The organism is Haloarcula marina (assembly GCF_024218775.1).
Lineage (GTDB): Archaea > Halobacteriota > Halobacteria > Halobacteriales > Haloarculaceae > Haloarcula > Haloarcula marina.
The window spans coordinates 2,504,031-2,527,762 of the sequence record NZ_CP100404.1 but is presented as its reverse complement, the minus strand read 5'-3'; the positions used below and the strand labels follow the sequence as shown (position 1 = coordinate 2,527,762).

Sequence of the window (23,732 nt, the reverse complement as noted above, 5' to 3'; positions counted from 1 at the left end):
TTAGTACACGTACGCGATGACCTGTCCACCAACGCCTTCCTCACGGGCCTCGTAGTGGCTCATGATTCCGTGGCTGGTCGAAACGACGAGGGTCCCGTAGTCACGGGCGGGGAGGAACCGCTTCTCCCACTTCTCGAACTCGTCTGCGCCCGCAGAGTAGCGGGGCTTGACCGGGCCACACTCGTTGATGGCTCCTTTCAGTTCGACCTCGAACTCACCGGCTTTGCCGTCGTCGACGAAGGTGAATCCGTCGACGTACCCGCGGTCGTAGAAGACCTCGAGGACAGCGCCGATTTCGTTCGAGGCGGGCGATACCGTCTGGTCCAGATGCCCGACGCTCTCGGCGTTGTTGATGGCCGACAGCGCGTTGGCGAATGGGTCGTTACCTGTCATGGTTAGCTGTACTTCTTGAAGCCCATTCCCCGAGAAATCTCGCGGAAGCACTGGCGACATAGCCAGATGTCGTACTTGCCGACGAGTCCCTGTTCGCGCCCGCAGCGCTGGCAGGACTCGAGCTGGCCGGTCCGCTCGGACTCGGCGACGTCGGGCTCTTCTGTGGTTTCACTTTCGCTCATTCGCTCACCTCAACATCGAATGTCGACTCGACGAACGCGATAGCGTCCGCGGGATTGAGTCGGTGGTTCGACGGAATCGAGCGCGACGCCTTGTCGCGCTTGGCGACGCGGTAGCCGGGGCGGACGAGGTTGACCGTCACGTCCAGCCCGTAGATTCCGATGGACGGGTCGTACTCCTGGCTCGGGAACTCCGTGTGTTCCTCGACGCCGAAGCTGAAGTTGCCGGTGTCGTCGAACTGCGACCCCTTGAGTTCCGCGAGCGGCAGCGCCGTCTCGAGGAACTCGGCGGCGAGTTCGTCACGCAGCGTGACCTTCGCGCCGATGGGGTCGCCCTCGCGGATGTCGAACTCGCCGACGGTCCGCTTGGCCTTCGTTCGGACGGGCGTCTGGCCCGTAATCTCGCCGAGGATGTCCTCGGCGTTGGCGAGGTCGCGGCCACCGTGACCGATGCCCATGTGGACGACGACCTTCTCGACGCTCGGTTCGCGCATCTCGTGGAAATCCGCGGTCTCCGAGCTCATTCGTCGTCACCCGTGAAGTTCTCGTCGATGACCACGACGTACTCTTCGACCGTTTCGAAGCCGCCGTCGTCCTGCGAGACGAGGACGTTGTTCTGTGCGGACCCGGGCGTGACCTGAATCTCGTCGACTTCGCCGATTTCGCCGGCGTGTGCGCCGTCGACGGCCGTGACGAGTGCGCCCTCTCCGTACTCGAAGTGAGCGACGACCTCGTTGGTCTCGTTGTCGACGACGATGGAGTCACCGGCGTCGTAGGTCTGGTCGTCCTCGACGACGAGCGTCTGCCCGTCGTGGAGGCCCAGTTGCACGTCGCCACCGGGCACGTGAGATTTGCTGACGATTTTGCCGAGTTTGGACTCGGCAGCGTCCGCCTCGATGGCGGTCAGCGCAAGCCGACCGCCCTCGCCGGGGAACACGCGGTAGTACTCTTCGCGCTCGGTGAAGGCGAGGATGTCGAACATCCCGACAGGGCGCTCCTCGTCGGAGACGGCCTTGCCGTTGATGAGGACGTTGTCCTCGTTGAGCGCGTAGCGCGCTTCTTTGCGGTTGTCGGCGTAGCCGAGCACGTCCCGCAGGACGATGAGCAGGGGGACCCCCGACTCACCGTGCGGACCGGCACCGGCCTTGACCGTGAACGTTGCCGTCTTGCGCTCTACGGGCCAACTGTTGGGCACCGAGAGTCGCTTCTGGTGGTTACTCATGCGGAATCATCCTCCGATTCGAGACGCGATTCCCGCTTCTCGTCCTCTAAGTTCAGGTCGGTGACCCGAACGTTCGAGGTGTCGAGCGGTCGCGGGACCTCTTCGCCGTCGGTCTTTTCGAGGGTAACGTCCTCGACGTGGATGACGGCGTCCGTGAGGTCGACTTCGAGCACTTCGCCTTCCTCGCCCGCGAAGTCGCCGCGGAGCACCTCGACGGTGTCGCCGGCGTTGACGCGGACGTTTCGCTGGCCGTACTCCTCGCGGAGGTCGGCCGACAGCGTCGCCCGAACCTGCTTGTGTCGCTCGTGGAGCGGGGCGCGTCGTTGACTCGTTCGCTGTTTGTCTGGTTGCTGACTCATTGTTCTATACGATCATCGTCGCTGCGGAGGCGACACTCCCGAAGCGTTCCGCGACTTCCCGCGAGATGGGGCCTTTCAGCTCGGTCCCGCGCGGGTCCTCGTTCTCGTCCACGATGACGGCCGCGTTGTCTTCGAACTTGACGCGGGTGCCGTCGGGACGGCGGATGGGCTTTCGCTGGCGGACGACCACGGCTTCGAGCACCTGGCGACGCATCTCCGGCGTCCCCTTGGTGACCGAGACCGTGATCTTGTCGCCCAGCCCAGCCTTCGGGTGGCGGCTCTTCGTCCCCGAGTAGCCGTGAACGGAGATGACTTTCAGTTCACGTGCGCCGGTGTTGTCGGCACACGTGATGAGCGAGCCCTTCTCCAGGCCTTGGGTGACGTCTGCGTTGAGCGCCTCCATTAGTTCTCACCGTCCTCGGTGTCGTCGGCAACGCTGACGACGACGTGGTTCTTCGTTTTCGAGAGCGGTCGACACTCTGCTATCGTGACCGTGTCACCGACCGCGAGGTCGAGACAGTCGGGTGCGTGAGCCGGAACGCGGCTCCGCCGCTTCATGAAGCGGTCGTATTTCGGCACCTTCACGTCGTACTCGCGCTCGACGACGACGGTCTTCTCCATATCGGTGGAAGCGACCTCACCGTCCAGCGTCTGACCGCGCACGGAGAGCTCTCCGTGGAACGGGCAGTGCTGGTCGGTACAGGTCGTCTCCGGTTCCTGTACGTTCAGTCCTAGCGCCATTTGGAATCACCTGATTTCTCTGTGCGGCGAGCGGGACGGGCGACGAGTTTCGACCCGTCGACGCGGACTCGCTGTCCGTCGTCGAGGTCGAAGGTGAACGTCGCGCTGTCCTTCGGCACGTGCCACACCCGGTCGGCCCCCTCGATACCCAGTGTCTGGGTCGTCTCGGTGACGACGCGACCGCTGATACCGATAGCGTCCGGATTGGACGCGGCGACGACCTCGACGTCGAGGCCGACGAGTTCGTGACGTGGGAGCGTCGCGGGTGTCAGTGGCATTATTCGTCCTCCTGCTGGAGGTCGCCTGCTTCGCGCTGAATCGTCTTGATTCGCGCGATGGCTTTCTTCAGTTCCTTGATGCGGCCCGGGTTCTCCGGGGCGCCACCCGCCGCCTGCACGGCGCGGGCGTTGAGTAGTTCCGTCTTGAGTTCGTCGAGTTCCGCCTCTCGCTCGGCGGGCGTCATGTCGCGAACTTCCTGGACGTGAAGGACAGTCATTCTTCGTCATCCTCCATCTCGTCCATCAGTTCTTCCGCTTCGGCCTCGACGTCTTCGTCGAGGTCCTCTTCGACGGCTTCCTCGAGTTCGTCGACATCGACGTCCTCGACATCTTCGTCAGTCGGGACCTCGACGTCTTCCTCGACGACTTCTTCGACGACTTCCTCGTCGACCTCGACCTCGTCGGGTTCGTCGTGACCGACTTCGACGGTCTCGGCTTCCTCGTCGCCTTCGGGTTCGCCTTCGAGGAGTTCCTCGACGGACTCGCCCTCGGTGTCGGCGACGTAGTCTTCGACCTCGACGTCCTCGTAAATCTCGAAGTCGTCGGGGAGTTCGGCGTCCGGCGGGATTATCTTGACCTGCACGCCGATGGTGCCGAGTTTCATCACGGCGACGCCGACGCCGCTGTCGACGATTTCTTCGGCGGGTTCGCCGTTGTGCTTGATGTAACCGCGGTTGAACTTCTCGACGCGCGAACGGGCACCGGTAACCTTCCCTGAGAGGACGATTTCGGCACCGAGCGCGCCAGATTCCATGATGCGGTCGATGGTCGTGTGACCGGCCTTGCGGAAGTACCAGCCGCGTTCGAGGGCGTTCCCCAGACGGTCCGCGACGATGCGGGCGTTGAGGTCCGGTTCCTCGACTTCCTGAACGTCGATTTGCGGGTCGTCGAGGTTGAACCGCTCTTCGAGTTCGGTCGTGATCTTGCGGATGTTCTTCCCGCCCTTGCCGATGACCATCCCGGGCTTCTCGGCCTTCAGGACGATTTGGGTCCCCATCGGGGTCTTGGCGACGTCCATGCCGCCGTAGCCCGCACGGCCGAGTTCTTCCGCGAAGAACTCGTCGATTTGGGTCCGCTGGAGGCCGTCCTCGATGAACTGCTGTTCGTCGGCCATTATTCGCTGACCTCCTCGAGGACGAGTTCGACGTCGACCAGCGTGCTGTTCCACGCCGAGGCACGCCCCATCGCGCGGGGCTTGCGACCCTGCTGCTCGCCGACCTTGTGGGCGGCGACGTGCATGATCTCCATGGCTTCACCGTCGAAGCCCTGGTGGTCGGCGTTGCCGACGGCGTTCTCCAGCAGGTCGATGAAGGCCTCGGAGGCCTTCTCCGGGTAGCGACCGGCGTCCCAGCCGTCGACCTTGCTCTTGTGGCCGACGCCCGAGTTGTGCTGCTTGAACGCGACCGGCTGGTCGCCCTCGATGACCGCTTCGAGGAACTCGACGGCGTCGCCCGCCGTCTTGCCCTTGATCTCTCGGGCGATGGCCTTGCTGTGCTTGTGGCTCATCTGCCGCTCCCGAAGCATCGCTTTCGCGGTGGTCTCCGGGTCGGCGTCGACTGAGTAGCTGATTCCCATGATTACTTGAGCGGTACGAACTTCGAGGAGCGTGTCGCCCCGATACCGGCCTGACCGTGTTCGACCGAGGTGCGGGTGAGCTGGAACTCACCGAGGTAGTGCCCGAGCATCTCGGGCTCGACCTTCACGCGCTCGAAGCTCTGGCCGTTGTGGACGGCGAAGGTAAGGTTCACCATCTCCGGCAGCACCGGCATGTCGCGCAGGTGCGTGCGGATCGGGTTGTTCGCCGTCGCCTCCTCTTCGGCCTCGCGGGCCTTTTCGAGGAGTTTCTGCTTTTCCTCGGTCAGACCGCGCTTGATACTTCGCCGCTGGCGTGCGGGGAGCAGTTCCGCGACTTCGTCGAGCTCCATCGCCTGCAGCTCGTCGAGCGTGTGGCCGCGGAAGGAGAACTCTCCTTCGTGGCCGATTTGGTATTCCGAACTCATTCGTCACCACCTCGACCGGTCCGGCTCGAGGCGATGTCCCCGACCTTCCGGCCCGGCGGAGCGTTGCGGGAGATGGACTTCGGCTTGCCCGGGTGCTGTCGGCCACCGCCACCGAAGGGGTGGTCGACGGCGTTCATTGCGACACCACGGACGTTAGGCCACTTCGTCCCGCGAGCTTTCATCTTGTGATACTTGTTCCCGGCTTTGACCATCGGCTTGTCAGTCCGACCGCCACCGGCGACGACGCCGATGGTGGCGCGGCACTGCGGGTCGAGCCGCTTCATCTCCCCGGAGGGGAGCTTGACGACAGCAACCGAGCGGTCGTGGGTCAGCAGGGTCGCGTTGACACCCGACGCGCGGGCGAAGCGCCCGCCGTCGCCGGGGCTGGACTCGACGTTGCAGACCGGAACCCCTTCGGGAATCTCCGCGAGCGGGAGCGTGTTCCCCGGAGCGATTTCGGCGCTGACGCCGACCTGCAGTTCGTCGCCCACGCCGATACCTTCCGGCGCGAGGACGAGTCGGCGGTCCCCGTCCTCGAACTCGACGGCCGCGACGGGCGCCGAGCGGGCGGGGTCGTGTTCGATGTCGACGACTGTGCCTGCGATGACATCGCCGTCTTCGACTTTCCGGTGCTCGAGGTCAGCCTTGTAGCGGTGCGAGGGCGCCCGGAACGTGGACGTCCCGCGACCGCGTCGTTGTCCCTGAATTCGTCGTCCCATCGTTAGAACACCCCGATTCTGGAGGCGACTTCCTGCGCGTCGTCGTCTTCGGAGAGACGCACGACGGCCTTCTTGACGCCGTCCATCGTGTTCTGCGTGTTCACGTCGACGACGGTAACGTCGTACTGGGTCTCGACGGCCTCTGCGACCTCGGGCTTCCCAGCCTCGTCGTCGACGACGAACTGAAGCTTGTTGTCGAAGTCCATGTCGTTCATGGCCTTCTCGGTGACGTGGGGGTACTTGATGACGTCCCAGCTCATCGGTCTGCGACCTCCTCGAGTGCGGACTCGGTGAAGACGGTGAGCCGACCGGGCTGGCCGCCGGGGGCGAGGTCCTCTGCGTTGACCTCGGCCGCCGTGGCGACGGTGGCGCCCGCGAGGTTGCGGGCGGCGCGGGACGGTCCTTCGCTCGTCACGAACAGGATAGAGGAGGGACGGCGGTACTTCCGACCGCGGGCCTTCCCCTGTCCGGCCTTGATCTTCGTGTCGTCGGCGCGCTCGATGTCAGCTTCGACGTCGAGCGCTTCGAGAACGTCGACGACCTCCTGCGTTTTGACGAGGTCCTCGAAGTCGTCGGAGACGACGACGGGAACGTCCTCGCGGTCGAACTCGTGGCCGCGCTCGGCGACGAGTTCGGCGTCCGTCGTGGCGGCGAGCGCCGAACGGATGGCGAGCTGTCGTTCCTTGTCGTTCAGGTCGATAGACCGGTCCTTCTCGGCTTTCGGCGGGTGCGCGCGTCGGCCTTTGACGGCCTGCGGGACGCGTCGGGCGCGGCCGTCCTGCTTCGGGACGTGGGCCTGCCCGCGACCGCTACCGAACGATTCGGCCGGCGTTCGGAGGCCAGCGTACTCGTCGGAGCCGTAGTCTTGCTTCCGGTTTGCCTGGGCGGCGCGAACGGCCTTTCCGATGAGGTCGGTTCGCACGGGCGTCTCGAAGACGTCCGGCAGGTCGACCTCCCCGTCGGCCTCGCCGTCCAGAGTGTAGATAGTTGCCTGCATAGGTTATCCTTGGTTCGATTCTGTGGAGACGTAGCGCACCTCGGGGTCGAGGCGCGGTTGGTCGTTCGGTCGGACCGCCGGGCGGAAGCGCACGAGGCGCTTGTCCGGGCCGGGCACGGACCCCTTCACGAGCGTGTAGGGGCCGTCGACCTCGCCGTAGTTGACGAACCCGCCGTCGACGGTGGGTTCGTCGCCTTCGCCGATGTCGATGAGGCGCTTGTTCAGTTCGGTCCGCTGGTGGTAGCCGGTCTGCCCCTGCTGGGGGACCGTCGAGCGCACGCGGGACGGGTTCCACGGGCCGAGGTTACCGATTCGGCGCCGCCAACCCTGTCGGGCGTGCTTGCCCTTCCGCTTCTGGACGCCCCACCGCTTGACGGGACCCTGGGTCCCTTTGCCCTTGGTGACGCCCGCGATGTCGGTGTACTCACCGGCGCGGAACACGTCGTTCATCGAGTGCTCGCCGCCGTCGGCGACGAGTTCGAGGGCGTGGTCGAGGCGGTCCGAGAGCGAACCACCGCCGACGCGAGTCTCCATCACGTCGGGCTTTTTCTTCGGGACGCTCGGGACGGCGTCGGGGACGGTGTGCGTGATAAGTCGCACGTCCCCGAGGCTCCCGTCTTCGAGCGCCTCGCGTACCTGTTCTTCTGCAGCGTCCGGGTCGTGGCCCTCCGGCAGGTTCAGGGTCCGGTCGAGTTCCCCGTGGAACTCGTCGGTCCAAACTTCCGTCAGCGGACGCTTGCCGTACGGCGTCTCTTCGTACGCTCGCAGGGCGACGGCGCGCATCGGCGGCGTCTCGACGACCGTCACCGGGACGGTCTCTTCGATCCCCTCGCGCGGGGAGTTGGGTTCGTCGTTGACGAGCACGACGTGTGTCATGCCTGCCTTGTAGCCGGCGAACCCTTGGACGCCGGGCTGACCGTCGTCGGACGGCCAGCTATTGAACCGCGGCGTCTCGCTCGTCGAGCGCGTGCGCGGGCCGTAGCCCAGCGAGCCTTTGCGTGGTCTGCTTGATTGTGGCATACGTTTACTCCATGAGGGTTAGACAGGCGAGGGAGGCGAACAGCGCTTCTTCCGTTCGCACGACCTCGCTGCCCTGGTTCGGAACCGTATTCAGCCAGAGGTCGAACCCTGTGGGGTCGTCGTCTGTCTGGTCTCCACCGACGGAGCCCGGGTCCACGTCGAGTATCGACGGTAACCCACGCTCCGGAGCGCCGAAGGCGACTGTCATGCCGCCCTCGGTCTCCCGACGCTCGGCCAGATGGCCGAGACGGCGCGTCGTCACCGACTCACCGTACCTCGACGAGGCGATGGTGAGCCCGGCGTCGTCGCGCGAGAGTGCCGAATCGAGGTCCGCGGAAACCACGTCGAACCCCGGTGTGGGGTGGTCGACGAGTTTCGCCCGGACCGGCCGTCGCGAAGAGACCCTGACGGTCACGCGCTCCCCCTCGCCCACGTCCATACCGTCTGGAACGGGGAGGGAGATCGGGTGTTGCATGCCGCAATTGACCCGGACGCGCCCATCAGCTCCGACCTCGGTCACGATTCCCTGTCTTAACGACCCCGAACCCTCAGATCCGGAGCCGGTCTGTGAACGCACGCGGAGCGGCGGCAAGACGCCGACGTACTCCAGTTCGTCCCGCTTGCCCCACATCTCCTTTCGGAGATGCGGGGGCGTCGCGGCGTACCGTAAGACGGTTTCGACGAACCCGTCCTCCCACTTCCCCTCGCCCGCTGGGTCGGGGAACACTGTCAGCCGGTCGACCCGGAACACCGTGGCCGCGCGGGCCACGTATCCGAGCTTACGAGTCGCCTCACGGCGGTCTTCGGCTTCCCGTGTGAGGGAAGACGGCACGAGTACGCTGGTCGTCATGCCGTGACGCTTCCACGTCGCGCCACTAGACTGTAGCGATACATCCCCAGTCCTACGGTAAAAAGACCCCGCTTCGCGCGTGCGTTGGGACGCGTTCACACGGCCCGTCGACGCTCGTAGGGCGTGAACTGCCCACACGGGCATTGCCGCTTCCGAAAGCTCGGCGTGTGATTCTCACTCACGAATCCGTGGGCGGGTGCGTTGCCTTCACGTCCCACGATTTTCCCGCTAAAACGGAAGGCTTTTTACTGTCACCCTCACCAGTTTGAGATGCAGAGAGGCGCGGTGCGCGCTGGTAGTGTAGTGGTATCACGTGACCTTGCCATGGTCACAACCTGGGTTCAAATCCCAGCCAGCGCATTTCTGTCGATGCAAACCGGCGAGCGGAGCCAGTCGCGTTCCGAGACGAAATCGCACTGGGTTTGAATCAGGGAAGTCGCAGCCCGCGCAGTGAGCGAGTAGGACCGTCTTCCCGTGGTTCAACATCCCAGTCCGCGCATTTCTCCCGACCACGACGCCCGTGCGACTGCTTTGGTGTCACTCGACGCGGTTGGGTCGCCAAACCCGTTTCTGCCGTCCCGGGTAGGCACGGCTTACGCTCGGTTTCGACCGTTTACTTATGACCGTCAGATTGCTCCCTCCGGCGTGTCGATAGCTATCGCCCACTTCGCGGTCGGCGCGACGGCGACGACGGTGCTCGTCGCGCTCCTCGGTCCGAGGGTCCCGTTTCCGCGGACCGTCGTTCTCGCCGGTGGCGGATGGGCCCTGCTCCCCGACGCGCACCAGATTGCACCGTTCGCGCGCGAGACACTGTACGATTTTCACGACTCGGCCGCGGCCGACGTGTTCTGGTTCCACCGGACGCTGGATGTCGTCGACGGTGGCGATTCGCTCCTCGTCGCGGCGCTGTGTCTGTCCGGCCTCGTCCTGACGACGCTGCTCGCGGAACTCTGGGGCTACTGGCGGCCGACCGTCGCGCCGCGACGACAGCGCGCGGAGGCAGACCGAAGCGACTGACCGAGCGCCAGCGTTAGGTCTGTGCCGACGGTAGCCACGCGCATGACCTGTATCGGCTTCCTGTCGGTCGCACCGGTCGTCGAGGAGAGCATGGCCCCCTACGTCGCCGACGCCGTCGCGGCCTTGGACGAGTTCGACGTGGAGTACGAGACGACGCCGATGGGAACCATCATCGAGGCAGACGACAGCGCGGAACTGTTCGCGGCGGCCCACGCCGCCCACGAGGCCGTCGGCGCACAGTCGGACCGCGTGGAGACGTTCCTGAAGATAGACGACAAGCGCGGGGTCGACCAGCGCGCGAGTGAGAAAGTCGACGCCGTCGAGGCCCAGTTGGGCCGGGCGGCCCGGAGCGACTCGGCCGAAGGTGGAGATTAAAAGGCGGGCCGCCAAAGGCCGCGTATGGACACGCTCAATCGGATGGCCACCGAACTCGTCGACGAGGCCATCGACTTCGCCGACGAACTGACGATAGACGTCCACGCGCTGGACGGCGACGCCGCGGTCCTCGACTTCGGCGTCGAGGTTCCGGGGGCCGTCGAGGCCGGACTCGTCCTCGCAGAGATACAGACGGCCGGGTTGGCGACGGTCCAGACGACCATGGACAGCGTCGCCGACGCGCCGTTGACGCACGTCGAACTGTCGACGGACCACCCCGCGCTGGCCCTGCTCTGCTCGCAGAAGGGCGGGTGGGAACTCGCCACCGAGAGTTTCGAGGGCCTGGGGAGTGGCCCGGCCCGTGCTCTCGTGGCCGAGGAGGACGTGTACCAGCGCATCGGCTACCGGGAGGAGGAGGACTTCGCCGTCCTCGCGGTCGAAACCGACCAACTGCCCGACGAAGCGGTCGCGAGTCAGGTCGCCGAGCGCACGGGCGTCCCCGAGACAGGGGTCTTTCTCCCCGCCTTCGCGACGGCGAGCGTCACCGGAAGCGTCGTTGCGGCCGCACGTGCCGCCGAACTCGCCGTCTTCCGCCTCTCGGAGCTCGGGTTCGACCCGGTATCTGTGCTCTCAGCGAACGCGCGCGCACCGGTCGCTCCCGTCGCGGGCGACGAGGCTGCCGCGATGGCCCGCACGACGGACGCGCTGGCCTACGGCGCGGAGGTCCACCTCACGGTCGACGAGTCGTTCGACCGATTCGACGAGGTGCCGTCCGTCGCCGCCGACGAGTACGGCCGACCGCTCGATTCGGTGTTCGAGGACGTGGACTGGGACTTCGGGGAACTCCCGGTGGAACTGTTCGGCCCGGCGAAGGTCACCGTCGACGTCGTCGGCGGCGACACGCACGTCGTCGGCGAGACGAGCGAGGACGTGGTGGCCGAGAGCTTCGGGCTCTGATGCGATACAAAGTCGCGCCGCCCGCCCGGTCGCTCGCCTTTCTGGCGGACGTGCGCGAGGCCGTGCCGCTGGTTCCCGGCGAGGAGGCCGACTGCTGTCGGGCTATCCAACGCGCGACGGACGTGCCCGACAGGGAGACGGCCCGCGAGTCCCTCATCTTCGTCGAAGCGCTGGGCCTCGTCGCGTCGGGCGAGCGCGGGTACTACCGGCGGCAGGGCGACTTCGACCGGGAGGCGCTGGCCGCACAGTTCCGGGCGAACGTCTTCGCCGTCGCGGAACTCCTCGACGCTCTCGACGTGGAACCGAAGACTGTCGACGAGGCGTTCGACGCTGTTCGGTCGGTCGTTCCGCGCTGGGAGCGCGAGCGACGGACCGACTGGGAGGCAGACTGGCGGCGGCGGACGGAACACCTCCTCGAGTGGAGCGCCGTGTTCGGCCTAACGCGCCAGACCGACCGGGGCTACGAGGCGGCGTAAGGTCCGCCGACCGGCGCAGCTTTTTCGGTTCGCCGCTCGTCGTCACCGTATGCGACTGATTCACGAGGCGGTCCCGTGAACGCCCCCTTCTGGCACGGCTACCCGCCGTACCGTCCCGGCGTTCAGCCGGTTTCGGCCCGAGCCTACGGGTTCGACGCGGCCTACTCCGGCGCGCCAGCCTGGGACATCGGACGACCCCAGCGCGCGTTCGTAGCCCTCGCGGAAGCGGGCGAGATTCGCGGCCGCGTCCTCGATATCGGCTGTGGAACCGGCGAGCTATCGCTCTATCTCGCCGACCGGGGCCACGACGTCCTCGGCGTCGACTTCGCGCCCCAAGCCGTCGCGCGGGCACGACAGAAGGCGAGATGGCGGGGTAGCGGCGCCCAGTTTCTGGTGTGGGACGCCCTCGCCGTCGACGCCCTCTCGATGCGGTTCGACACGGTGGTCGATTCGGCGCTGTTTCACTGCCTCGACGACGCGGAACGGGACCGATACGTCGAGGCCGTCCACGCCGCCCTGCGAGATGGGGGTCGGTGCTTCGTCCTCGCCGCGGCCGCTCCGGAACGGTGGGGCCGTCGACCGGGTGGCGTCGCGTACTCGGAGTTCGGGGCGCGATTCGCCGACGGTTGGGACCTCAGTTGGGTCCGTAACGCCGCCTTCGAGAACCGCCAGTACCCCTACCAACACCCGGCGTATCTGGCGAAGGCCACCCGTCAGTAAGCGAGGCCGACGCGCTGGCGGCGGTACTCGTCGCCGACCGCCGTGTCGTAGACGAACGCTGCAACGTCACCCGACGAGATAGACTGTCCGCCTTCCGGGAGGTAGTCGACGGCGGTCCGGTAGTAGTTGGTCGGCGCGCCGTCGGGCATCTGTGCCGGACAGGCCAGCGTCCAGTCGAGCGCGGAGTCGCGGAGGCGCTCGTACACCGTCTTGTGAGCCGTCGCGACGGACCGCAACTGGTCGGGAAACTCGGGCATATCGAGGCAGAGTCGACCTGGCGTCGCCTGCAGGATAGCCGCGGCCGAGACGGCGACGAGTCGGTCGACGCCAGCGGCTTCCATCCCGTCGCTGATGTTCTCGGTCCCGGCCGTGAATGCCGAGGTGTCCGCCTCGGTCTCGGGGCCGAGGGCGCTACAGACGGCGTCCTGGTCGTCTACCGTCTCGGCGACGGTCCGTGCGTCGGTAACGTCGCCCTCGACGACGCGGGCGTCGTCCGGGGCGGAACTGCCCTCGCGGACGAACGCAGTGACGCGGTGGCCGTCGGTAGCGGCGTACGTACAGAGACGGCTACCGACCCGCCCGCTTGCGCCGAAGACGAGTAAATCCATACGTGTCTGAGGGGGTCTGTATATAAATGGGTGGTACCTAACCGCTCAGTCGGTGGTCACGTCTGTGACCGTTCCGACGCCCTTCGACCGGCCCTCGCGGAAGACGAACTTCTGTCCCTCCTCGACGAGGTACGAGCGGAACTTGAACTCGACCGTCGTCCGTCCGGCGTCCCCGGGGAGCAGTTGCCCGCCCTCGGGGTAGAACGCGGCGGCTTCGCTGACGGTTTCGAGGTGGACGACGGGTTCGTACCCTTCACCGATTCGGGTGGGGTGGTTCAACACCATCACTTCCGCCTCGAACGTTTTGACTGGGTTCGGGTCGGCGTCGGCGGGCAAGAGCGCCATTCCGCGGTCGATGTCGGCCTCGCGGACGCCCTTGAGGGCGATGCCGACGATGCGCCCGGCGGTGGCTTCGTCGACGCGGTGGTAGTGCATCTCGATGGAGCGGACCTGCACCTCCCGGAAGGTCCCGTCCTGCATCGGCCCGATGAGGAGGTCGTCACCGGCCTCGACCTCGCCGGATTTGATGGTCCCCGAAGCGACCGGGCCGACGCCTTGGACGTTGTAGGTCCGGTCGACGTACATCCGGAAATCACCGACTTCACCGGCGGTCTTCGGCAGGGCCTCGAACATCGCGTCGAGGTCACCCAGTCCATCGCGGGTCACCGCGCTCGTCGTCATGACGGGAATGACCGTCTCGGAAATCTCCTCGATGGCCGTCTCGACGCCGTGCCGTTCCACGCGGAGCGGTGTCTTGTCCACCTCACGGAGCGCCCGTTCGACCTCGTGTTCGACCTCGCTCACTCGCTCGTCGGTCACGAGGTCGGTCTTCGTGATGGCGACGACTGTCGGCAGGTCCGTCGCCAGCAGGATGCCCAAGTGCTCTCGGGTCGTCGCCGTGACGCCGTCGTCGGCGGCGACGGTGAGCAGACCGTAGTCGAGTTTCTGCCCGACCAGTCCCCGAATCGTGGTTCGGAGCCACGGTTCGTGGCCGACGGTGTCGACGAACGAGACGAGACGGTCGGATTCTTCCACAACGCGTGCGCGGTCACTTTTTCGGTGGGGATTGTCCATCCGGACCGGGCCGTCGTCGTCGAACCCGTAGACGCCGTAGGAGAGGTCCGCCGAGAGGCCGCGCTCGACTTCGTGGGGTTGCACGTCGAGGAACCCGCGGGTGCTCCCTTCGCCGTCGTCGGCCTCACCGGTGACGAGCGAGCCGACGAGGGTGGACTTCCCGTGGTCGACGTGGCCCGCCGTCCCGACGACGATGTGGTCGTCGTCTTCGAGGACGGCACCCTCGCGGATTGTGGCGACGCCGACGATACCGTGGTCGGCGTCCGCGTCGCCGTTGGCAACACCGTCGACGCCCCACGTCTTCACCTCCTCGATGTGCGCGCTCGCTTCCTCGGCCAAGAGGCTCAACACGTCCATCGACTCGGAGAACTCCTCGGGGGAGATACCGGCCAATCCGCCGTCGTCCGTGACGCCGACGACGTAGGTGGCCTCGCCGTCGCCCGAGAGGACGCGGTGGCGGAGTTGTGCGGCCAGCGACTCCAGTCGACCCTCGGAGAGGTGGAGATGCTCGGTGAGCCGTTCTTTGAACTCGACGCTGCCGCCCTCCTGTTCGCCGCGCTCCAGCGCGCGCCGGAGGACAGCCCGGTCGGGGCTCATGACCAGTCGTAACAGAGGGGCGAATAAAAGGTTTCCCCGGGTTTGGGGCCGCTTACCGGTGTTTATCCGACTGTGTGGCTCTATCTCTCACGGTAACGGACCCCCTGTCGAATCCCCCGGTCACGCCGGGCGATACGGTGCGACCGCTTCGAGGAACCCGTCGGCGTACGCGGCGTCGGTCACGCGGTCGGCCCGCGCCGTCGCCGTCGCGTCGGCGTTCGCCACCGCGACGGCCTCGCCCGCCACGTCGAACGCTTCGGCGTCGTTCTCGGAGTCTCCGACCGCCAGAAAGCCGCCGGGAGCGAGTCCCAACTCGTCGCAGACGGCTTCGAGTCCGGTTCCCTTGTCGACGCTCGGGTCGGTGACGTGATAGGCGAATCCGGTGTCGAGGACGACGAGACCGTACTCGTCGGCGAGTCGTTTCAGCGGGGCCAGCGGTTGGTCGAGGCTGACGACCAGTTCCGTCTCCCGCCAGCGGTTCGCCAGGTCGACGACCCCGAACCCGAGTTCGTGGCCCAAGTCGCGGTATGCCTCGCCCACCGCGAGTGCGGCCTCGTGGTCGCCGCGCAACTGGAGTTCGTCCGTCGCTTCGACGAAGACGACGCCGCCGTTCTCCGCGACGACGGTGCGCTCGATGCCCAGAAACTCACAGAGGCCGATGGGGAACGGCATCGCCTTCCCCGTCGCGATGACGACGGGTTCGGGCCATTCTCGGAGGACGGGGAACACGCGCGGGTCGACGGCGCGGGACTCGTCGGTCAGCGTCCCGTCGATATCGACCAGCAGGGGAGGCGTCTCGGTCATACCGAAACTCACGGACCGACGGCTTTGGCGGTTGCGGTCGGCGTCAGTCGTCCGTCAGCGTCTCGTAGGCGGCCTTGACGCGTTTGAACTCCGCTTCGCTCCCGGTGTCGGTGTCGGGATGGACCTCCTTGACGCGTTCTCGGTACGCCTCTTTGACGGCCGTTTGGTCCGCTCCCGCGTCCAGTCCGAGACGGTCGTACGCTTCCCGGACGGTCGGCCCAGAGGACTGCTGGACGGTTCGGCGACGACGCTGTCGCTGTTGCGTGCGTTGCCGTCGCCCGCCGCGTTGTCGGGCCTGTCGTGCCTGTTGGGCGGCCTGCCCGACCCGCGTCCGGCGGCGGTTCTCGCGCGGTCCGGCCCCGAACCCGCCGCGACTGGTGTTGCGTCGTCCGCCAGCGCGACCGCCGCCCGCGGCCCGGCGCTCGACTCGCTCGTACAGGTCAGACGCCATCTTCCCGCTCAGGTGGTAGTACATGAAGTACGTCGACGCGCCGAACATGAGCGCGAGAAAGAGGACGGCCGGATTGACGAGGAGGCCGACCACCGTCAGCGTGGCTGTCAGCACCGCGAACACGGCGGCGACGCCCGTTATGACCCGGTCGTACTGCACGAATCGCCTTTTGGTCCAGAGACAGGTAAGCGTCTCGCCTGTCGGCCCCAAGCCTTCAAGATGATGACTGCACTACAAATTCATATGAGCCTCTCGGGCCTGTGTGCCATCTGCGAACGCCTGAACGTCGACCACGGGTGCGACCGGTGTGGGAAACTCGTCTGTGACCGCCACTGGGACGCCGAGACGGGCCTGTGCGTCGAGTGTCGCGCCGACGTCGACGGCGACCCGAGCAGGCGAGATATCCCTGAGCGGGGTCCCGACGGCGTCGACACCTACCGATTCTGAGCGGTCAGCGGAATCTGTTCAACTGCTCTTTGAGTTGCTTCGCGGACTGTCCCGCCGCCTCGAAGAACTTCTCGGGCGTGCCCCGGTTCGCGGCGTCCTCGCCCGCGAAGATGATGCCCCGCGAGGAGTTGACGAGGCCGACGCCGTCGGCGAGGCCGTGCTCGACGGCCGCTTCGGCGTCGCCGCCCTGTGCGCCCACGCCGGGAACGAGGAACGGGATGTCGGGGACGAGTTCGCGTATCTCCGCCAACTCTTCGGGGGCCGTCGCGCCGACGACGAGGCCGACGTTGCCGTTGTCGTTCCAGAGGTCCGCGAGGTGGACGACTCGCTCGTACAGTTTCTCGCCGGAGGCCAGTTCGAGGTCCTGGAGGTCCGCGCCGCCGGGGTTGGAGGTGCGACCGAGGACGAACACGCCCTTCTCCGCCTGTTGGAGGAACGGTTCCAGCGAGTCGCGGCCGAGGAACGGGTTGACGGTGATGGCGTCGGCGGCGGGGCCGTATTCGTCGTCGAGAATCCGGGCGTACTGGCGGGCGGTGTTGCCGATGTCGCCGCGCTTGGCGTCCAGCAGGACCGGCACGTCCTTGCCGTGGGCGTACGCGATGGTCTCACGGAGCGCCCGCCAGCCGTCGGCGTCCTCGTAGAACGCGGCGTTGGGCTTGTAGCAGGCGGCGTGTTCGTGCGTCGCGTCGATGATGCGGCGGTTGAACTGCCAGCGCGGCAGGTCGGCGTCCCGTACGGTCTCGGGAAGCCTGTCCGGGTCAGGGTCCAGTCCCACCGAAACGACGCTGTCGGCGGTCACGATTCGGTCGTGAAGCCGGTCGAAGAAGTGCATATGTACAGCCGCGATGGGGACGGATACAAGCGTTTCCTTCTGTCGCGCCCCCTCCAGAAATCAAATTTGATAACTGGGTCCGTCGACTATTTCACCGTGGGCGGGCAAGCGACGGTATGGACCGTTCCCTCGACGTCGGGCACGTCGCGGAGACACTCCCCAGTCTCGGCGCGGCGCTCGAGGATTCGCGGCTTCGACCGTTCGGTATCGTCGTCGGCGTCTCACTGCTCGTGGCCGGGGCGCTGCTGTCTCTCATCCCGAGTACGGACCCGCTCGCCTTCTGGGCGAACGCCGTGGCCGCGACGCTCGTCTTCGTCGGCGTCCCGCTGTTCTGTCTCGGCCTGGCGGCCCCGGACCCGCCCGCGCAGTCGCACTTTCACCTCGGCGTGAACCTCTCGACGAAACAACGGCAGGCCGTCGCCGTCGGCGCGTTCTGTATCACGCTCTCGCCAGTGGTGATGGCGCTCGGGTCGCCGCTCGGACTGTCCGTACTGGTGTTGGCGACGGCCGCGACGATGGCGTTCGTCGGGTCGGCGCTCGTCCTCACCGGGTTCATCGCGTGGACGAGCGAGCGACTCTCGAACCCGCAGTCGGCCTGATTCTCACAGCGCGTCGGCCACGGCGTCGACCAGCGCCTTGACAGCGGCCCCGCTGTGTGCGACGACGACCGTCTCTCCGTCCCGTTCGTCCACGGTCACGTCGTCTCTGTCGAACTCGATAGTGAGCGCCGATGCCGTGCGGAACTCCGCCGTCTCGGGCGTGACGTAGACGGCGCCGATTCGCTGTTCGTCGGCCTCGACGCCGTAGGCGAACGCGCCCTCGGCCGTCGGTTCCACGTCGGGGTCGGCGTCGACGACTTCGACCATTCCGAGTGGCCCCCGCCGGAGGCCAGTCAACTCCGAAGCGAGCAACTGCCCGATGCGCGTGCCGTCCGTGACTCGGTCGTCGACCATCAGATGTCCTCCCGTGCCTCGGCCGCGATGCTCTCGACGGCCACGCCCTCGCTGCGGGCGTAGACGACGGCGGCCGCCTCCAGCGTCACGCCGAGTTCGGACTGCAAGCTATTGATGCCGGCCACGGCGTCCTGTTTCTCGACGCCGCTTTCGACGACGGCGTCGAGAACGCGTTCGAACGTCGACCGCGAGCGGAGCACTTCCTCTCCCGGCGCGAAGCCGTCGGGAACGTCGACTCCGGCGGCGTCGAAGGTGACTACCAGCGAATCCCCGTCGTGTTCGACGAGGCCCTCGCTGGCGGCCACGTCGACCAGCGTCTTCGCCTGGTCGGGCGAGAACCAGTTGCGGTCCAGCGAGAGGGCCACGACGAACTCGCTCTCGGCCATGCTGTCGGTCCCGCGCTGGCGAAACGGCGCGGCCACGGCCGTCTTCAGACTCATCGTTGGTGACACCGACTGGCCGTCGGGTAACGATTGCGATTGGCCCCAATGTCCGTCACACAGACACACACCCGCGGTCCGGCATCGAACGGTTCAAGTAGCCGCTGGGACATGCATCGGGTATGAAAGACCAGGGACGCTCCCCTCGCAAGCGGACAGGCGGTCGACGACGCCCGAACCACAAGAAGAAAAAGCACGAACTCGGCCGCGAATCCACCGAGACGCAGGTCGGCGACCGCAAACTGAAGGTCGTCGACGCTCGCGGCAACACCGAGAAGGTCCGCGCGGTCACCACCGACATCGCCACCGTCGCCGACGGCGCCGAGTCCCACGAGGCGACCATCGAGCAAGTCGTCGAGAACCCCTCGAACCCGAACTACGCCCGCCGAAACATCATCACGAAGGGCGCTATCGTCGAGACCTCCGAAGGCAAGGCCCGCGTCACGTCCCGCCCCGGGCAGGACGGGCAGGTCAACGCCGTCGTCGTCGAATAACGCCGCCGCGACGTTCTCTCGGCTTCTCCTCTTCCGTAGAGAGGTCTCACTGCCGATAGTTTCGGAAAACGGCGGCTGGTGCAAGGCCGCCGTGAGGTAGCGTGCAGAATCTGACTGACGAACCTCTGTTTATCGAGGCGCTAGCTGCACGCTACTGATACTACACTATAATTTACTATAAAGTTTGGTGGTTGTTGCCACATACCACGCAGTCGGTCGTTCGAGAGATGCTACATACCGATATATATCTCTAATATAAAATACCTAAGCCGGACGCGGGCATACGTCGAACAAGGACCGCCAGCGAGGTGGCGAACCGCATCCATGGTACCAGAACCGACGCTCAATCCGACTATCGACGCATCGCACCGACGTATCGACAGCACGCAGTGGGACGACATCTTCGTCGTCGGCGACGTCCACGGGTGCCGCGGGACGTTGGAGCGCTTGCTCGACGAACTGGACCCCTCGGCCGACGACCTCGTCGTCTTCGTCGGCGACCTCGTTCGGAAGGGACCGGACAGCAAGGGTGTCGTCGACATCGTGCGCGAACGGGACAACCTCGTCAGCGTTCGCGGCAACAACGAACAGAAACTCGTCGATGGGCGCAAGACCATCGACGCGCTGACCGACGAGGACCTCGCGTTCGTCGAGTCGATGCCCGCCATCATCTCGTGGGACGACGTGCTCGTGGCCCACGGCGGCGTCGACCACCGCAAATCGCTGGTCGAACACTCGCTCACCGAACTGCTGAACAACCGGTCGCTGGTCCCCGACGGGAGCTACGACCGCCCCTACTGGTTCGAGACGCGACGGGAGTTTCCCCGCGTGTTCTTCGGCCACACGGTTCTCGCCGAACCGTTCGTCACCGACCACGCCGTCGGCCTCGACACCGGCTGTGTCTACGGCGGCCAACTGACCGCCTACGACTACCGAAACGACGAACTCGTCGTCGTCGAACCGCCAGAGACCTACGTTTCGCGTTCGTCTGACAGCATCGTCGAACCGCGCCGGGCCGCGCCGGTTCAGTGATGTCGTTCGAGGAACCACTGGACATCCCGCCGTACGACCCCGACGGCGTCGACCTGACCGACCCGGACCTGTATCTGAACCGCGAACTCAGTGAACTCGCCTTCCAGCGTCGGGTCCTGCACGAGGCGCTGGACGAGCGGAATCCGCTCCTCGAACGGGTGCGGTTCCTCTCTATCGTCACCCGCAATTTAGACGAGTTCGTGATGAAGCGGGTCGGCGGCCTCAAACAGCAAGTCGAAGCGGGCATCTCCGAGGAGAGTCCGGATGGTCGAACGCCGCTGGAACAGTGGGAGGAGGTCCACGAGACCCTCGACCCGATGCTCGCCAAGCAGGCGGACTGTTACAGCGACATGCTCCGCCCGGCGCTCGCCGAGGCGGGCATCGACGTGCGCGATTACGAGGACCTGAACGCCAGTCAGCGCTCACGCATGCGCGACTACTTCGAGGAGTCGGTCCTCCCCACGCTGACGCCGCTATCGTTCGACCCCGCCCACCCGTTCCCGTTCATCTCGAATCGGTCGCTTTCGCTCGCGGTGCTGACCCGACGTGCCGACACCGACGGACCGACGTTCACGCGCATCAAGATTCCGCCGAACAGGCCGCGCCTCGTCCAACTCGGCGACGAGGAGACGTACGTTCTCGTCGAGGACGTCATCCGCAACAACCTCGATTTACTCCTGCCGAACGTCGAAGTCGTCGACACCGCGCTGTTCCGTCTCACCCGGAACGCGGAGGTCCGGCGCAACGAGGAGGTCGCCGAAGACCTCATCGACATGATCGAGGAAGTGCTGGAACAGCGCCGCTTCGCCACCGTCGTCCGGATGGAGATAGAGAACGACGCTCATCCGCGGATTCGCGAGACGCTGAAAGACCAACTCGACCTCGCCGAGCGGGAGATATACGACCTGCCGGGACCGCTCGACTACCGGGAGTTCATGTTGCTGACCGACCTCGACCGGCCGGAACTGCAACTCGAACCGTGGACGCCACAGCCACATCCACGACTGCGCGACCGCCGCCCGGCGGCGTTCGAACGCGACGACGAGGAAGACCACCAGCAGAGTGTCTTCGAGGACATCGACGAGGGCGACATCCTCCTCCACCACCCGTACCACGACTTCGGGGACACCGTCCAGCGGTTCCTCGACGAGGCGGCCAACGACCCCGACGTGCTGGCGGTGAAGGCGGCCATCTACCGCACCGCCAGCGACTCCCAAATCATCCAGTCGCTCATCGAAGCGGCGGAGAACGGCAAGCAGGTGGCGGTGATGGTCGAATTGAAGGCCCGATTCGACGAGCAGAACAACTTAGAGTGGGTCCGTCGACTGGAGGAGAACGGCATCCACGTCGCCTACGGGACTATCGGCCTGAAGACGCACACGAAAACGGCGCTCGTGGTCCGCGAGGGAGACGACGGAGTAAATCTCTACTCCCACGTAGGGACCGGTAACTACCACTCAGAGACGGCGAAGGGGTACGTCGACCTCGGCCTGCTGACGGCCGACCGGGACATCGGGCAGGACCTCGTGACGCTGTTCAACTTCTTCACCGGCCCCGGACTTGACGAGCGGTTCCGGAAACTGCTCATCGCGCCGGTGACGATGCGCCGGGAGTTCACGCGGTTCGTCCGTCGCGAGGCCGAACACGCCCGGGAGGGTCGGCCCGCTCGAATCGTCGTGAAGGTCAACGGTCTGGAGGACCCCGCGATGGTCGAGGAACTGTACCGGGCGTCGATGGCGGGCGTGGAGATAGACCTCGTGGTGCGGGACATCTGTCGCCTCCGCCCGGGACTCGACGGTATCAGCGAGAACGTCACGGTCCACTCAGTCGTCGGCCGCTTCCTCGAACACTCGCGCATCTTCTACTTCGAGAACGGCGGCGACCCCGAGTACTACACCGGGAGCGCCGACTGGATGACCCGCAATCTCGATAGCCGCGTCGAGGCGGTCACGCCCGTCGAGGACCCGGAGATACGGCGACAGTTGAAGTTCAACTTGGACCTCATCCTCGCCGACAACTGCAAGCGCTGGACGATGAACGCGGACGGAAGCTACGACCAGCAGTACCCGCGCGACGGCGAGGCCGTCGTCAACACGCAGGCGATTCTGATGCGCGAGACGATGAAGGCCACTCGCCGCGACGATGTGGACAGCGGCATCCCCGCGGACTACCCCGTGGATAGCGGCATCCTCGTCGAGGCGGGCGGAGGCGGGACGAGCGAGACGGGCGAGACGGGCGACATCACGACGGTGACGACGGACGACGAAATGGACCGGCCACCGCGTCCGCAGACCGCTGACGGCGGCACGCGAACTGCGTCGGACGACCCGCTCGAACGCCACGCCGACCGGTGGTACCACCCGGACAGTTCGGTGTACGAGTACACGGTGCGGACGCCCGACGGTGGGCGTCGATACCTGAAGACGAAAGACGGTGCGAGGGCGGCCCTAGAGCGGTTCTACGACTAGGGTCGCGGGGCGGCCTTTTGGAGTGCGCTCTCGGCGATGTTACCGCCGTAGTCGGCGGTCCGCGAGAGGGAGTCGACGACGCGCCCGAGTATCTGGGCGCTCTGGGGGTCGAGTTCCCGGACTTTGCTGTCCACGTCGCGGGCCGTCTCGTCGACGCTGGGGATTCTGCTCCGCGCTTGGTTGGCCTTCTCGACGGCGTCGTCGGAGTCCTCCGCCAGTAACGCGTCCATCGCCGTCTCCGGGACGGTGGTGGCCTCGGATTCGAGTTGGCCGAGGAGTTCGGCCGTTTCGCCGGTAATCTCGCCTATCTCCTGTGAGAGGCCCGCTATCTTCGTCGCGTGGTCGCCGATACGCTCCAGTTGGCGGGCGCTGGACTGGTAGTCGAACACCGTCTCCCGCGGGAAGCCGATTTCGTTGGCCGCCGTCGGGTTCCGGAGGACCGTCCGGAAGACCCGCGAAACCATGTACCAGAGGCGGTCCACATCGTCGTCCCGTTGCATCACGTCCTGTGCGAGGTCGTCGTCGTCCTCGATGAGCGCCTCGACGGCGTCCGAAAGCATCGTCAGCGAGACGAGTCGCATCCGGGTGATGGCGTTGTGGACCGACAGCTCCGAGGAGTCGAGCAGGTCTTGCAGGACGACGCGGTCCGACGTCTCCTCGATGACCTCCAACCCGACCAGCCCTTGCGTGGCGTTCCGGATGGTGCGGCGCTGTTCGGCGGTGATTCGGGGCGCTTCGAGGCGGATGACGTCGAAGCCGCTGACGTACATCGTCATCACCGCGCGCGTGAGTTCGTGTTTGTTCTCCAGTCCGCCCACGTCCAGGGTTCCCTCAACCCGGTCGTCGTCGCGTTTCGGCGCGAGCAACAGCAGGTCGTCCTCGGCGTGGAACTCGACGACGCTACCGGCACTCACGTCGTTTTCGGTCGCCCAGTCTTTCGGAAGCGAGACTGTGTAGGTCGAACCGCCGGTCACCTGCACCTTGCGGGTCTCCATGTAGGCCCGTATCAGTCCCCCCTCATCATAAATCCATCTCTATCTATATATGCCGTGACCTGTCACGGCCCAAAGACCGAAATTACCGGCTTGGGGGACGAACGAGGCCGCTTTCGGGATTCTGAGTTCGACGTGTCTCGCCAACCAGTCGTGCTCGTGGGAAATTGCCGATAGAATGCCTTTGGGGCGTATTTCGGGCGCGTATGGAGTATTTAGCAAACTCATAGCAATATC

Annotated in this window: 35 protein-coding genes and 1 tRNA gene; 11 read left to right on the top strand and 25 right to left on the bottom strand. The window is 65.9% G+C overall.

The window, feature by feature from the left end:
- From NJQ44_RS13295 to NJQ44_RS13215, 17 genes are read right to left on the bottom strand one after another with little or no spacing between them, the layout of a single operon-like run.
- Window positions 1-393, bottom strand: coding sequence for a 30S ribosomal protein S8 (locus NJQ44_RS13295; RefSeq protein WP_254271833.1), 393 nt, complete (start codon window positions 391-393; stop codon window positions 1-3).
- Window positions 394-395: 2 nt separating this feature from the next.
- The gene (locus NJQ44_RS13290) at window positions 396-575 is read right to left on the bottom strand and encodes a 30S ribosomal protein S14 (protein WP_254271832.1); all 180 of its coding nucleotides are present in this window, start codon (window positions 573-575) and stop codon (window positions 396-398) included.
- The gene (locus tag NJQ44_RS13285; RefSeq protein WP_254271831.1) at window positions 572-1,096 is read right to left on the bottom strand and encodes a 50S ribosomal protein L5; all 525 of its coding nucleotides are present in this window, start codon (window positions 1,094-1,096) and stop codon (window positions 572-574) included. Before NJQ44_RS13285 ends, NJQ44_RS13290 begins: the two co-directional genes overlap by 4 nt.
- Window positions 1,093-1,794, bottom strand: coding sequence for a 30S ribosomal protein S4e (locus tag NJQ44_RS13280; RefSeq protein ID WP_254271830.1), 702 nt, complete (start codon window positions 1,792-1,794; stop codon window positions 1,093-1,095). The genes NJQ44_RS13285 and NJQ44_RS13280 overlap by 4 nt, the downstream gene beginning before the upstream one ends.
- Window positions 1,791-2,153 carry a 50S ribosomal protein L24 gene (gene rplX / locus NJQ44_RS13275; RefSeq protein ID WP_254271829.1) on the bottom strand — a complete coding sequence of 121 codons (363 nt, stop codon included), beginning with the start codon at window positions 2,151-2,153 and terminating at the stop codon, window positions 1,791-1,793. Before rplX ends, NJQ44_RS13280 begins: the two co-directional genes overlap by 4 nt.
- Before the next feature lie 4 nt (window positions 2,154-2,157).
- Window positions 2,158-2,556 (bottom strand): 50S ribosomal protein L14, encoded by a 399-nt coding sequence (locus NJQ44_RS13270; RefSeq protein ID WP_166971550.1) that lies wholly within the window; start codon window positions 2,554-2,556, stop codon window positions 2,158-2,160.
- Window positions 2,556-2,894 carry a 30S ribosomal protein S17 gene (locus NJQ44_RS13265; RefSeq protein WP_254271828.1) on the bottom strand — a complete coding sequence of 113 codons (339 nt, stop codon included), beginning with the start codon at window positions 2,892-2,894 and terminating at the stop codon, window positions 2,556-2,558. The genes NJQ44_RS13270 and NJQ44_RS13265 overlap by 1 nt, the downstream gene beginning before the upstream one ends.
- Window positions 2,885-3,172 carry a ribonuclease P protein component 1 gene (locus NJQ44_RS13260; RefSeq protein ID WP_254271827.1) on the bottom strand — a complete coding sequence of 96 codons (288 nt, stop codon included), beginning with the start codon at window positions 3,170-3,172 and terminating at the stop codon, window positions 2,885-2,887. Before NJQ44_RS13260 ends, NJQ44_RS13265 begins: the two co-directional genes overlap by 10 nt.
- The gene (gene rpmC, locus NJQ44_RS13255) at window positions 3,172-3,390 is read right to left on the bottom strand and encodes a 50S ribosomal protein L29 (protein ID WP_254271826.1); all 219 of its coding nucleotides are present in this window, start codon (window positions 3,388-3,390) and stop codon (window positions 3,172-3,174) included. The genes NJQ44_RS13260 and rpmC overlap by 1 nt, the downstream gene beginning before the upstream one ends.
- Entirely contained in the window at window positions 3,387-4,286 is a 900-nt protein-coding gene (locus NJQ44_RS13250; protein WP_254271825.1) for a 30S ribosomal protein S3, read from the bottom strand. The genes rpmC and NJQ44_RS13250 overlap by 4 nt, the downstream gene beginning before the upstream one ends.
- On the bottom strand, window positions 4,286-4,747 hold the full coding sequence (locus tag NJQ44_RS13245; protein ID WP_254271824.1) for a 50S ribosomal protein L22: 462 nt from the start codon (window positions 4,745-4,747) through the stop codon (window positions 4,286-4,288). The genes NJQ44_RS13250 and NJQ44_RS13245 overlap by 1 nt, the downstream gene beginning before the upstream one ends.
- A gap of 2 nt (window positions 4,748-4,749) precedes the next feature.
- The gene (locus tag NJQ44_RS13240) at window positions 4,750-5,172 is read right to left on the bottom strand and encodes a 30S ribosomal protein S19 (protein ID WP_254271823.1); all 423 of its coding nucleotides are present in this window, start codon (window positions 5,170-5,172) and stop codon (window positions 4,750-4,752) included.
- On the bottom strand, window positions 5,169-5,891 hold the full coding sequence (locus tag NJQ44_RS13235; RefSeq protein ID WP_254271822.1) for a 50S ribosomal protein L2: 723 nt from the start codon (window positions 5,889-5,891) through the stop codon (window positions 5,169-5,171). Before NJQ44_RS13235 ends, NJQ44_RS13240 begins: the two co-directional genes overlap by 4 nt.
- Window positions 5,892-5,893: 2 nt before the next feature.
- Window positions 5,894-6,151, bottom strand: coding sequence for a 50S ribosomal protein L23 (locus NJQ44_RS13230; RefSeq protein ID WP_254271821.1), 258 nt, complete (start codon window positions 6,149-6,151; stop codon window positions 5,894-5,896).
- Window positions 6,148-6,888, bottom strand: coding sequence for a 50S ribosomal protein L4 (rpl4p, locus tag NJQ44_RS13225; protein WP_254271820.1), 741 nt, complete (start codon window positions 6,886-6,888; stop codon window positions 6,148-6,150). Before rpl4p ends, NJQ44_RS13230 begins: the two co-directional genes overlap by 4 nt.
- Before the next feature lie 3 nt (window positions 6,889-6,891).
- Window positions 6,892-7,908, bottom strand: coding sequence for a 50S ribosomal protein L3 (rpl3p, locus tag NJQ44_RS13220; RefSeq protein WP_254271819.1), 1,017 nt, complete (start codon window positions 7,906-7,908; stop codon window positions 6,892-6,894).
- A 4-nt stretch (window positions 7,909-7,912) separates the two neighbouring features.
- Complete coding sequence (locus tag NJQ44_RS13215) at window positions 7,913-8,758, bottom strand: putative RNA uridine N3 methyltransferase (RefSeq protein WP_254271818.1); 846 nt, start codon at window positions 8,756-8,758, stop codon at window positions 7,913-7,915.
- A gap of 289 nt (window positions 8,759-9,047) precedes the next feature.
- Here NJQ44_RS13215 and NJQ44_RS13210 point away from each other — a divergent pair.
- From NJQ44_RS13210 to NJQ44_RS13185, 6 genes are all read left to right on the top strand, one after another.
- Window positions 9,048-9,118 (top strand) — tRNA-Gly (locus tag NJQ44_RS13210).
- A gap of 285 nt (window positions 9,119-9,403) precedes the next feature.
- Window positions 9,404-9,775, top strand: coding sequence for a hypothetical protein (locus tag NJQ44_RS13205; RefSeq protein WP_254271817.1), 372 nt, complete (start codon window positions 9,404-9,406; stop codon window positions 9,773-9,775).
- Between the two features lie 42 nt (window positions 9,776-9,817).
- A complete protein-coding gene (locus tag NJQ44_RS13200; protein WP_254271816.1) occupies window positions 9,818-10,150 on the top strand; it encodes an MTH1187 family thiamine-binding protein in 333 nt (110 codons plus the stop codon).
- Between the two features lie 24 nt (window positions 10,151-10,174).
- Entirely contained in the window at window positions 10,175-11,107 is a 933-nt protein-coding gene (gene mch / locus NJQ44_RS13195) for a methenyltetrahydromethanopterin cyclohydrolase (RefSeq protein WP_254271815.1), read from the top strand.
- Window positions 11,107-11,583 (top strand): double winged helix-containing putative transcriptional regulator, encoded by a 477-nt coding sequence (locus tag NJQ44_RS13190; protein ID WP_254271814.1) that lies wholly within the window; start codon window positions 11,107-11,109, stop codon window positions 11,581-11,583. Before mch ends, NJQ44_RS13190 begins: the two co-directional genes overlap by 1 nt.
- Before the next feature lie 75 nt (window positions 11,584-11,658).
- Window positions 11,659-12,303 carry a class I SAM-dependent methyltransferase gene (locus NJQ44_RS13185; RefSeq protein ID WP_254271813.1) on the top strand — a complete coding sequence of 215 codons (645 nt, stop codon included), beginning with the start codon at window positions 11,659-11,661 and terminating at the stop codon, window positions 12,301-12,303.
- Here NJQ44_RS13185 and NJQ44_RS13180 read toward each other — a convergent pair.
- The 4 genes from NJQ44_RS13180 to NJQ44_RS13165 all read right to left on the bottom strand — a co-directional run bounded on the left by NJQ44_RS13180 (window position 12,297) and on the right by NJQ44_RS13165 (window position 15,996).
- Window positions 12,297-12,911 (bottom strand): NAD(P)-dependent oxidoreductase, encoded by a 615-nt coding sequence (locus tag NJQ44_RS13180; RefSeq protein WP_254271812.1) that lies wholly within the window; start codon window positions 12,909-12,911, stop codon window positions 12,297-12,299. The genes NJQ44_RS13185 and NJQ44_RS13180 overlap by 7 nt on opposite strands.
- A gap of 45 nt (window positions 12,912-12,956) precedes the next feature.
- Window positions 12,957-14,582 carry a GTPBP1 family GTP-binding protein gene (locus NJQ44_RS13175; RefSeq protein WP_254271811.1) on the bottom strand — a complete coding sequence of 542 codons (1,626 nt, stop codon included), beginning with the start codon at window positions 14,580-14,582 and terminating at the stop codon, window positions 12,957-12,959.
- Between the two features lie 120 nt (window positions 14,583-14,702).
- Window positions 14,703-15,386, bottom strand: a complete 684-nt coding sequence (locus NJQ44_RS13170) for a phosphoglycolate phosphatase (protein ID WP_254271810.1) — start codon at window positions 15,384-15,386, stop codon at window positions 14,703-14,705.
- Window positions 15,387-15,429: 43 nt separating this feature from the next.
- Complete coding sequence (locus NJQ44_RS13165; protein ID WP_254271809.1) at window positions 15,430-15,996, bottom strand: J domain-containing protein; 567 nt, start codon at window positions 15,994-15,996, stop codon at window positions 15,430-15,432.
- Window positions 15,997-16,080: 84 nt separating this feature from the next.
- On the opposite strand from NJQ44_RS13165, the gene NJQ44_RS13160 reads away from it, so the two are divergent.
- Window positions 16,081-16,284 carry a hypothetical protein gene (locus NJQ44_RS13160; protein WP_254271808.1) on the top strand — a complete coding sequence of 68 codons (204 nt, stop codon included), beginning with the start codon at window positions 16,081-16,083 and terminating at the stop codon, window positions 16,282-16,284.
- A gap of 4 nt (window positions 16,285-16,288) precedes the next feature.
- Here the strand turns inward: NJQ44_RS13160 and pyrF are convergent, their stop codons facing one another.
- Window positions 16,289-17,116 (bottom strand): orotidine-5'-phosphate decarboxylase, encoded by an 828-nt coding sequence (gene pyrF / locus NJQ44_RS13155; protein WP_254271807.1) that lies wholly within the window; start codon window positions 17,114-17,116, stop codon window positions 16,289-16,291.
- A 116-nt stretch (window positions 17,117-17,232) separates the two neighbouring features.
- Here pyrF and NJQ44_RS13150 point away from each other — a divergent pair, with 116 nt between their 5' ends.
- Window positions 17,233-17,715 carry a hypothetical protein gene (locus NJQ44_RS13150; protein ID WP_254271806.1) on the top strand — a complete coding sequence of 161 codons (483 nt, stop codon included), beginning with the start codon at window positions 17,233-17,235 and terminating at the stop codon, window positions 17,713-17,715.
- Between the two features lie 3 nt (window positions 17,716-17,718).
- On the opposite strand, the gene NJQ44_RS13145 is transcribed toward NJQ44_RS13150, so the two are convergent.
- A complete protein-coding gene (locus tag NJQ44_RS13145) occupies window positions 17,719-18,069 on the bottom strand; it encodes a DUF7993 family protein (RefSeq protein ID WP_254271805.1) in 351 nt (116 codons plus the stop codon).
- Window positions 18,069-18,509 carry a DUF2240 family protein gene (locus NJQ44_RS13140; protein WP_254271804.1) on the bottom strand — a complete coding sequence of 147 codons (441 nt, stop codon included), beginning with the start codon at window positions 18,507-18,509 and terminating at the stop codon, window positions 18,069-18,071. The genes NJQ44_RS13145 and NJQ44_RS13140 overlap by 1 nt, the downstream gene beginning before the upstream one ends.
- A gap of 122 nt (window positions 18,510-18,631) precedes the next feature.
- Between NJQ44_RS13140 and NJQ44_RS13135 the strand changes: the two genes are divergently transcribed.
- From NJQ44_RS13135 to ppk1, 3 genes are all read left to right on the top strand, one after another.
- Window positions 18,632-19,003 carry a 30S ribosomal protein S8e gene (locus NJQ44_RS13135; RefSeq protein WP_254271803.1) on the top strand — a complete coding sequence of 124 codons (372 nt, stop codon included), beginning with the start codon at window positions 18,632-18,634 and terminating at the stop codon, window positions 19,001-19,003.
- A gap of 324 nt (window positions 19,004-19,327) precedes the next feature.
- Window positions 19,328-20,035, top strand: coding sequence for a metallophosphoesterase family protein (locus NJQ44_RS13130; protein WP_254271802.1), 708 nt, complete (start codon window positions 19,328-19,330; stop codon window positions 20,033-20,035).
- A complete protein-coding gene (gene ppk1 / locus NJQ44_RS13125) occupies window positions 20,035-22,503 on the top strand; it encodes a polyphosphate kinase 1 (protein WP_254271801.1) in 2,469 nt (822 codons plus the stop codon). The genes NJQ44_RS13130 and ppk1 overlap by 1 nt, the downstream gene beginning before the upstream one ends.
- Here the strand turns inward: ppk1 and NJQ44_RS13120 are convergent.
- Window positions 22,500-23,498, bottom strand: coding sequence for a phosphate uptake regulator PhoU (locus NJQ44_RS13120; protein WP_254271800.1), 999 nt, complete (start codon window positions 23,496-23,498; stop codon window positions 22,500-22,502). The two genes, ppk1 and NJQ44_RS13120, sit on opposite strands and share 4 nt — an antisense overlap.
- Window positions 23,499-23,732 lie beyond the last annotated feature (234 nt).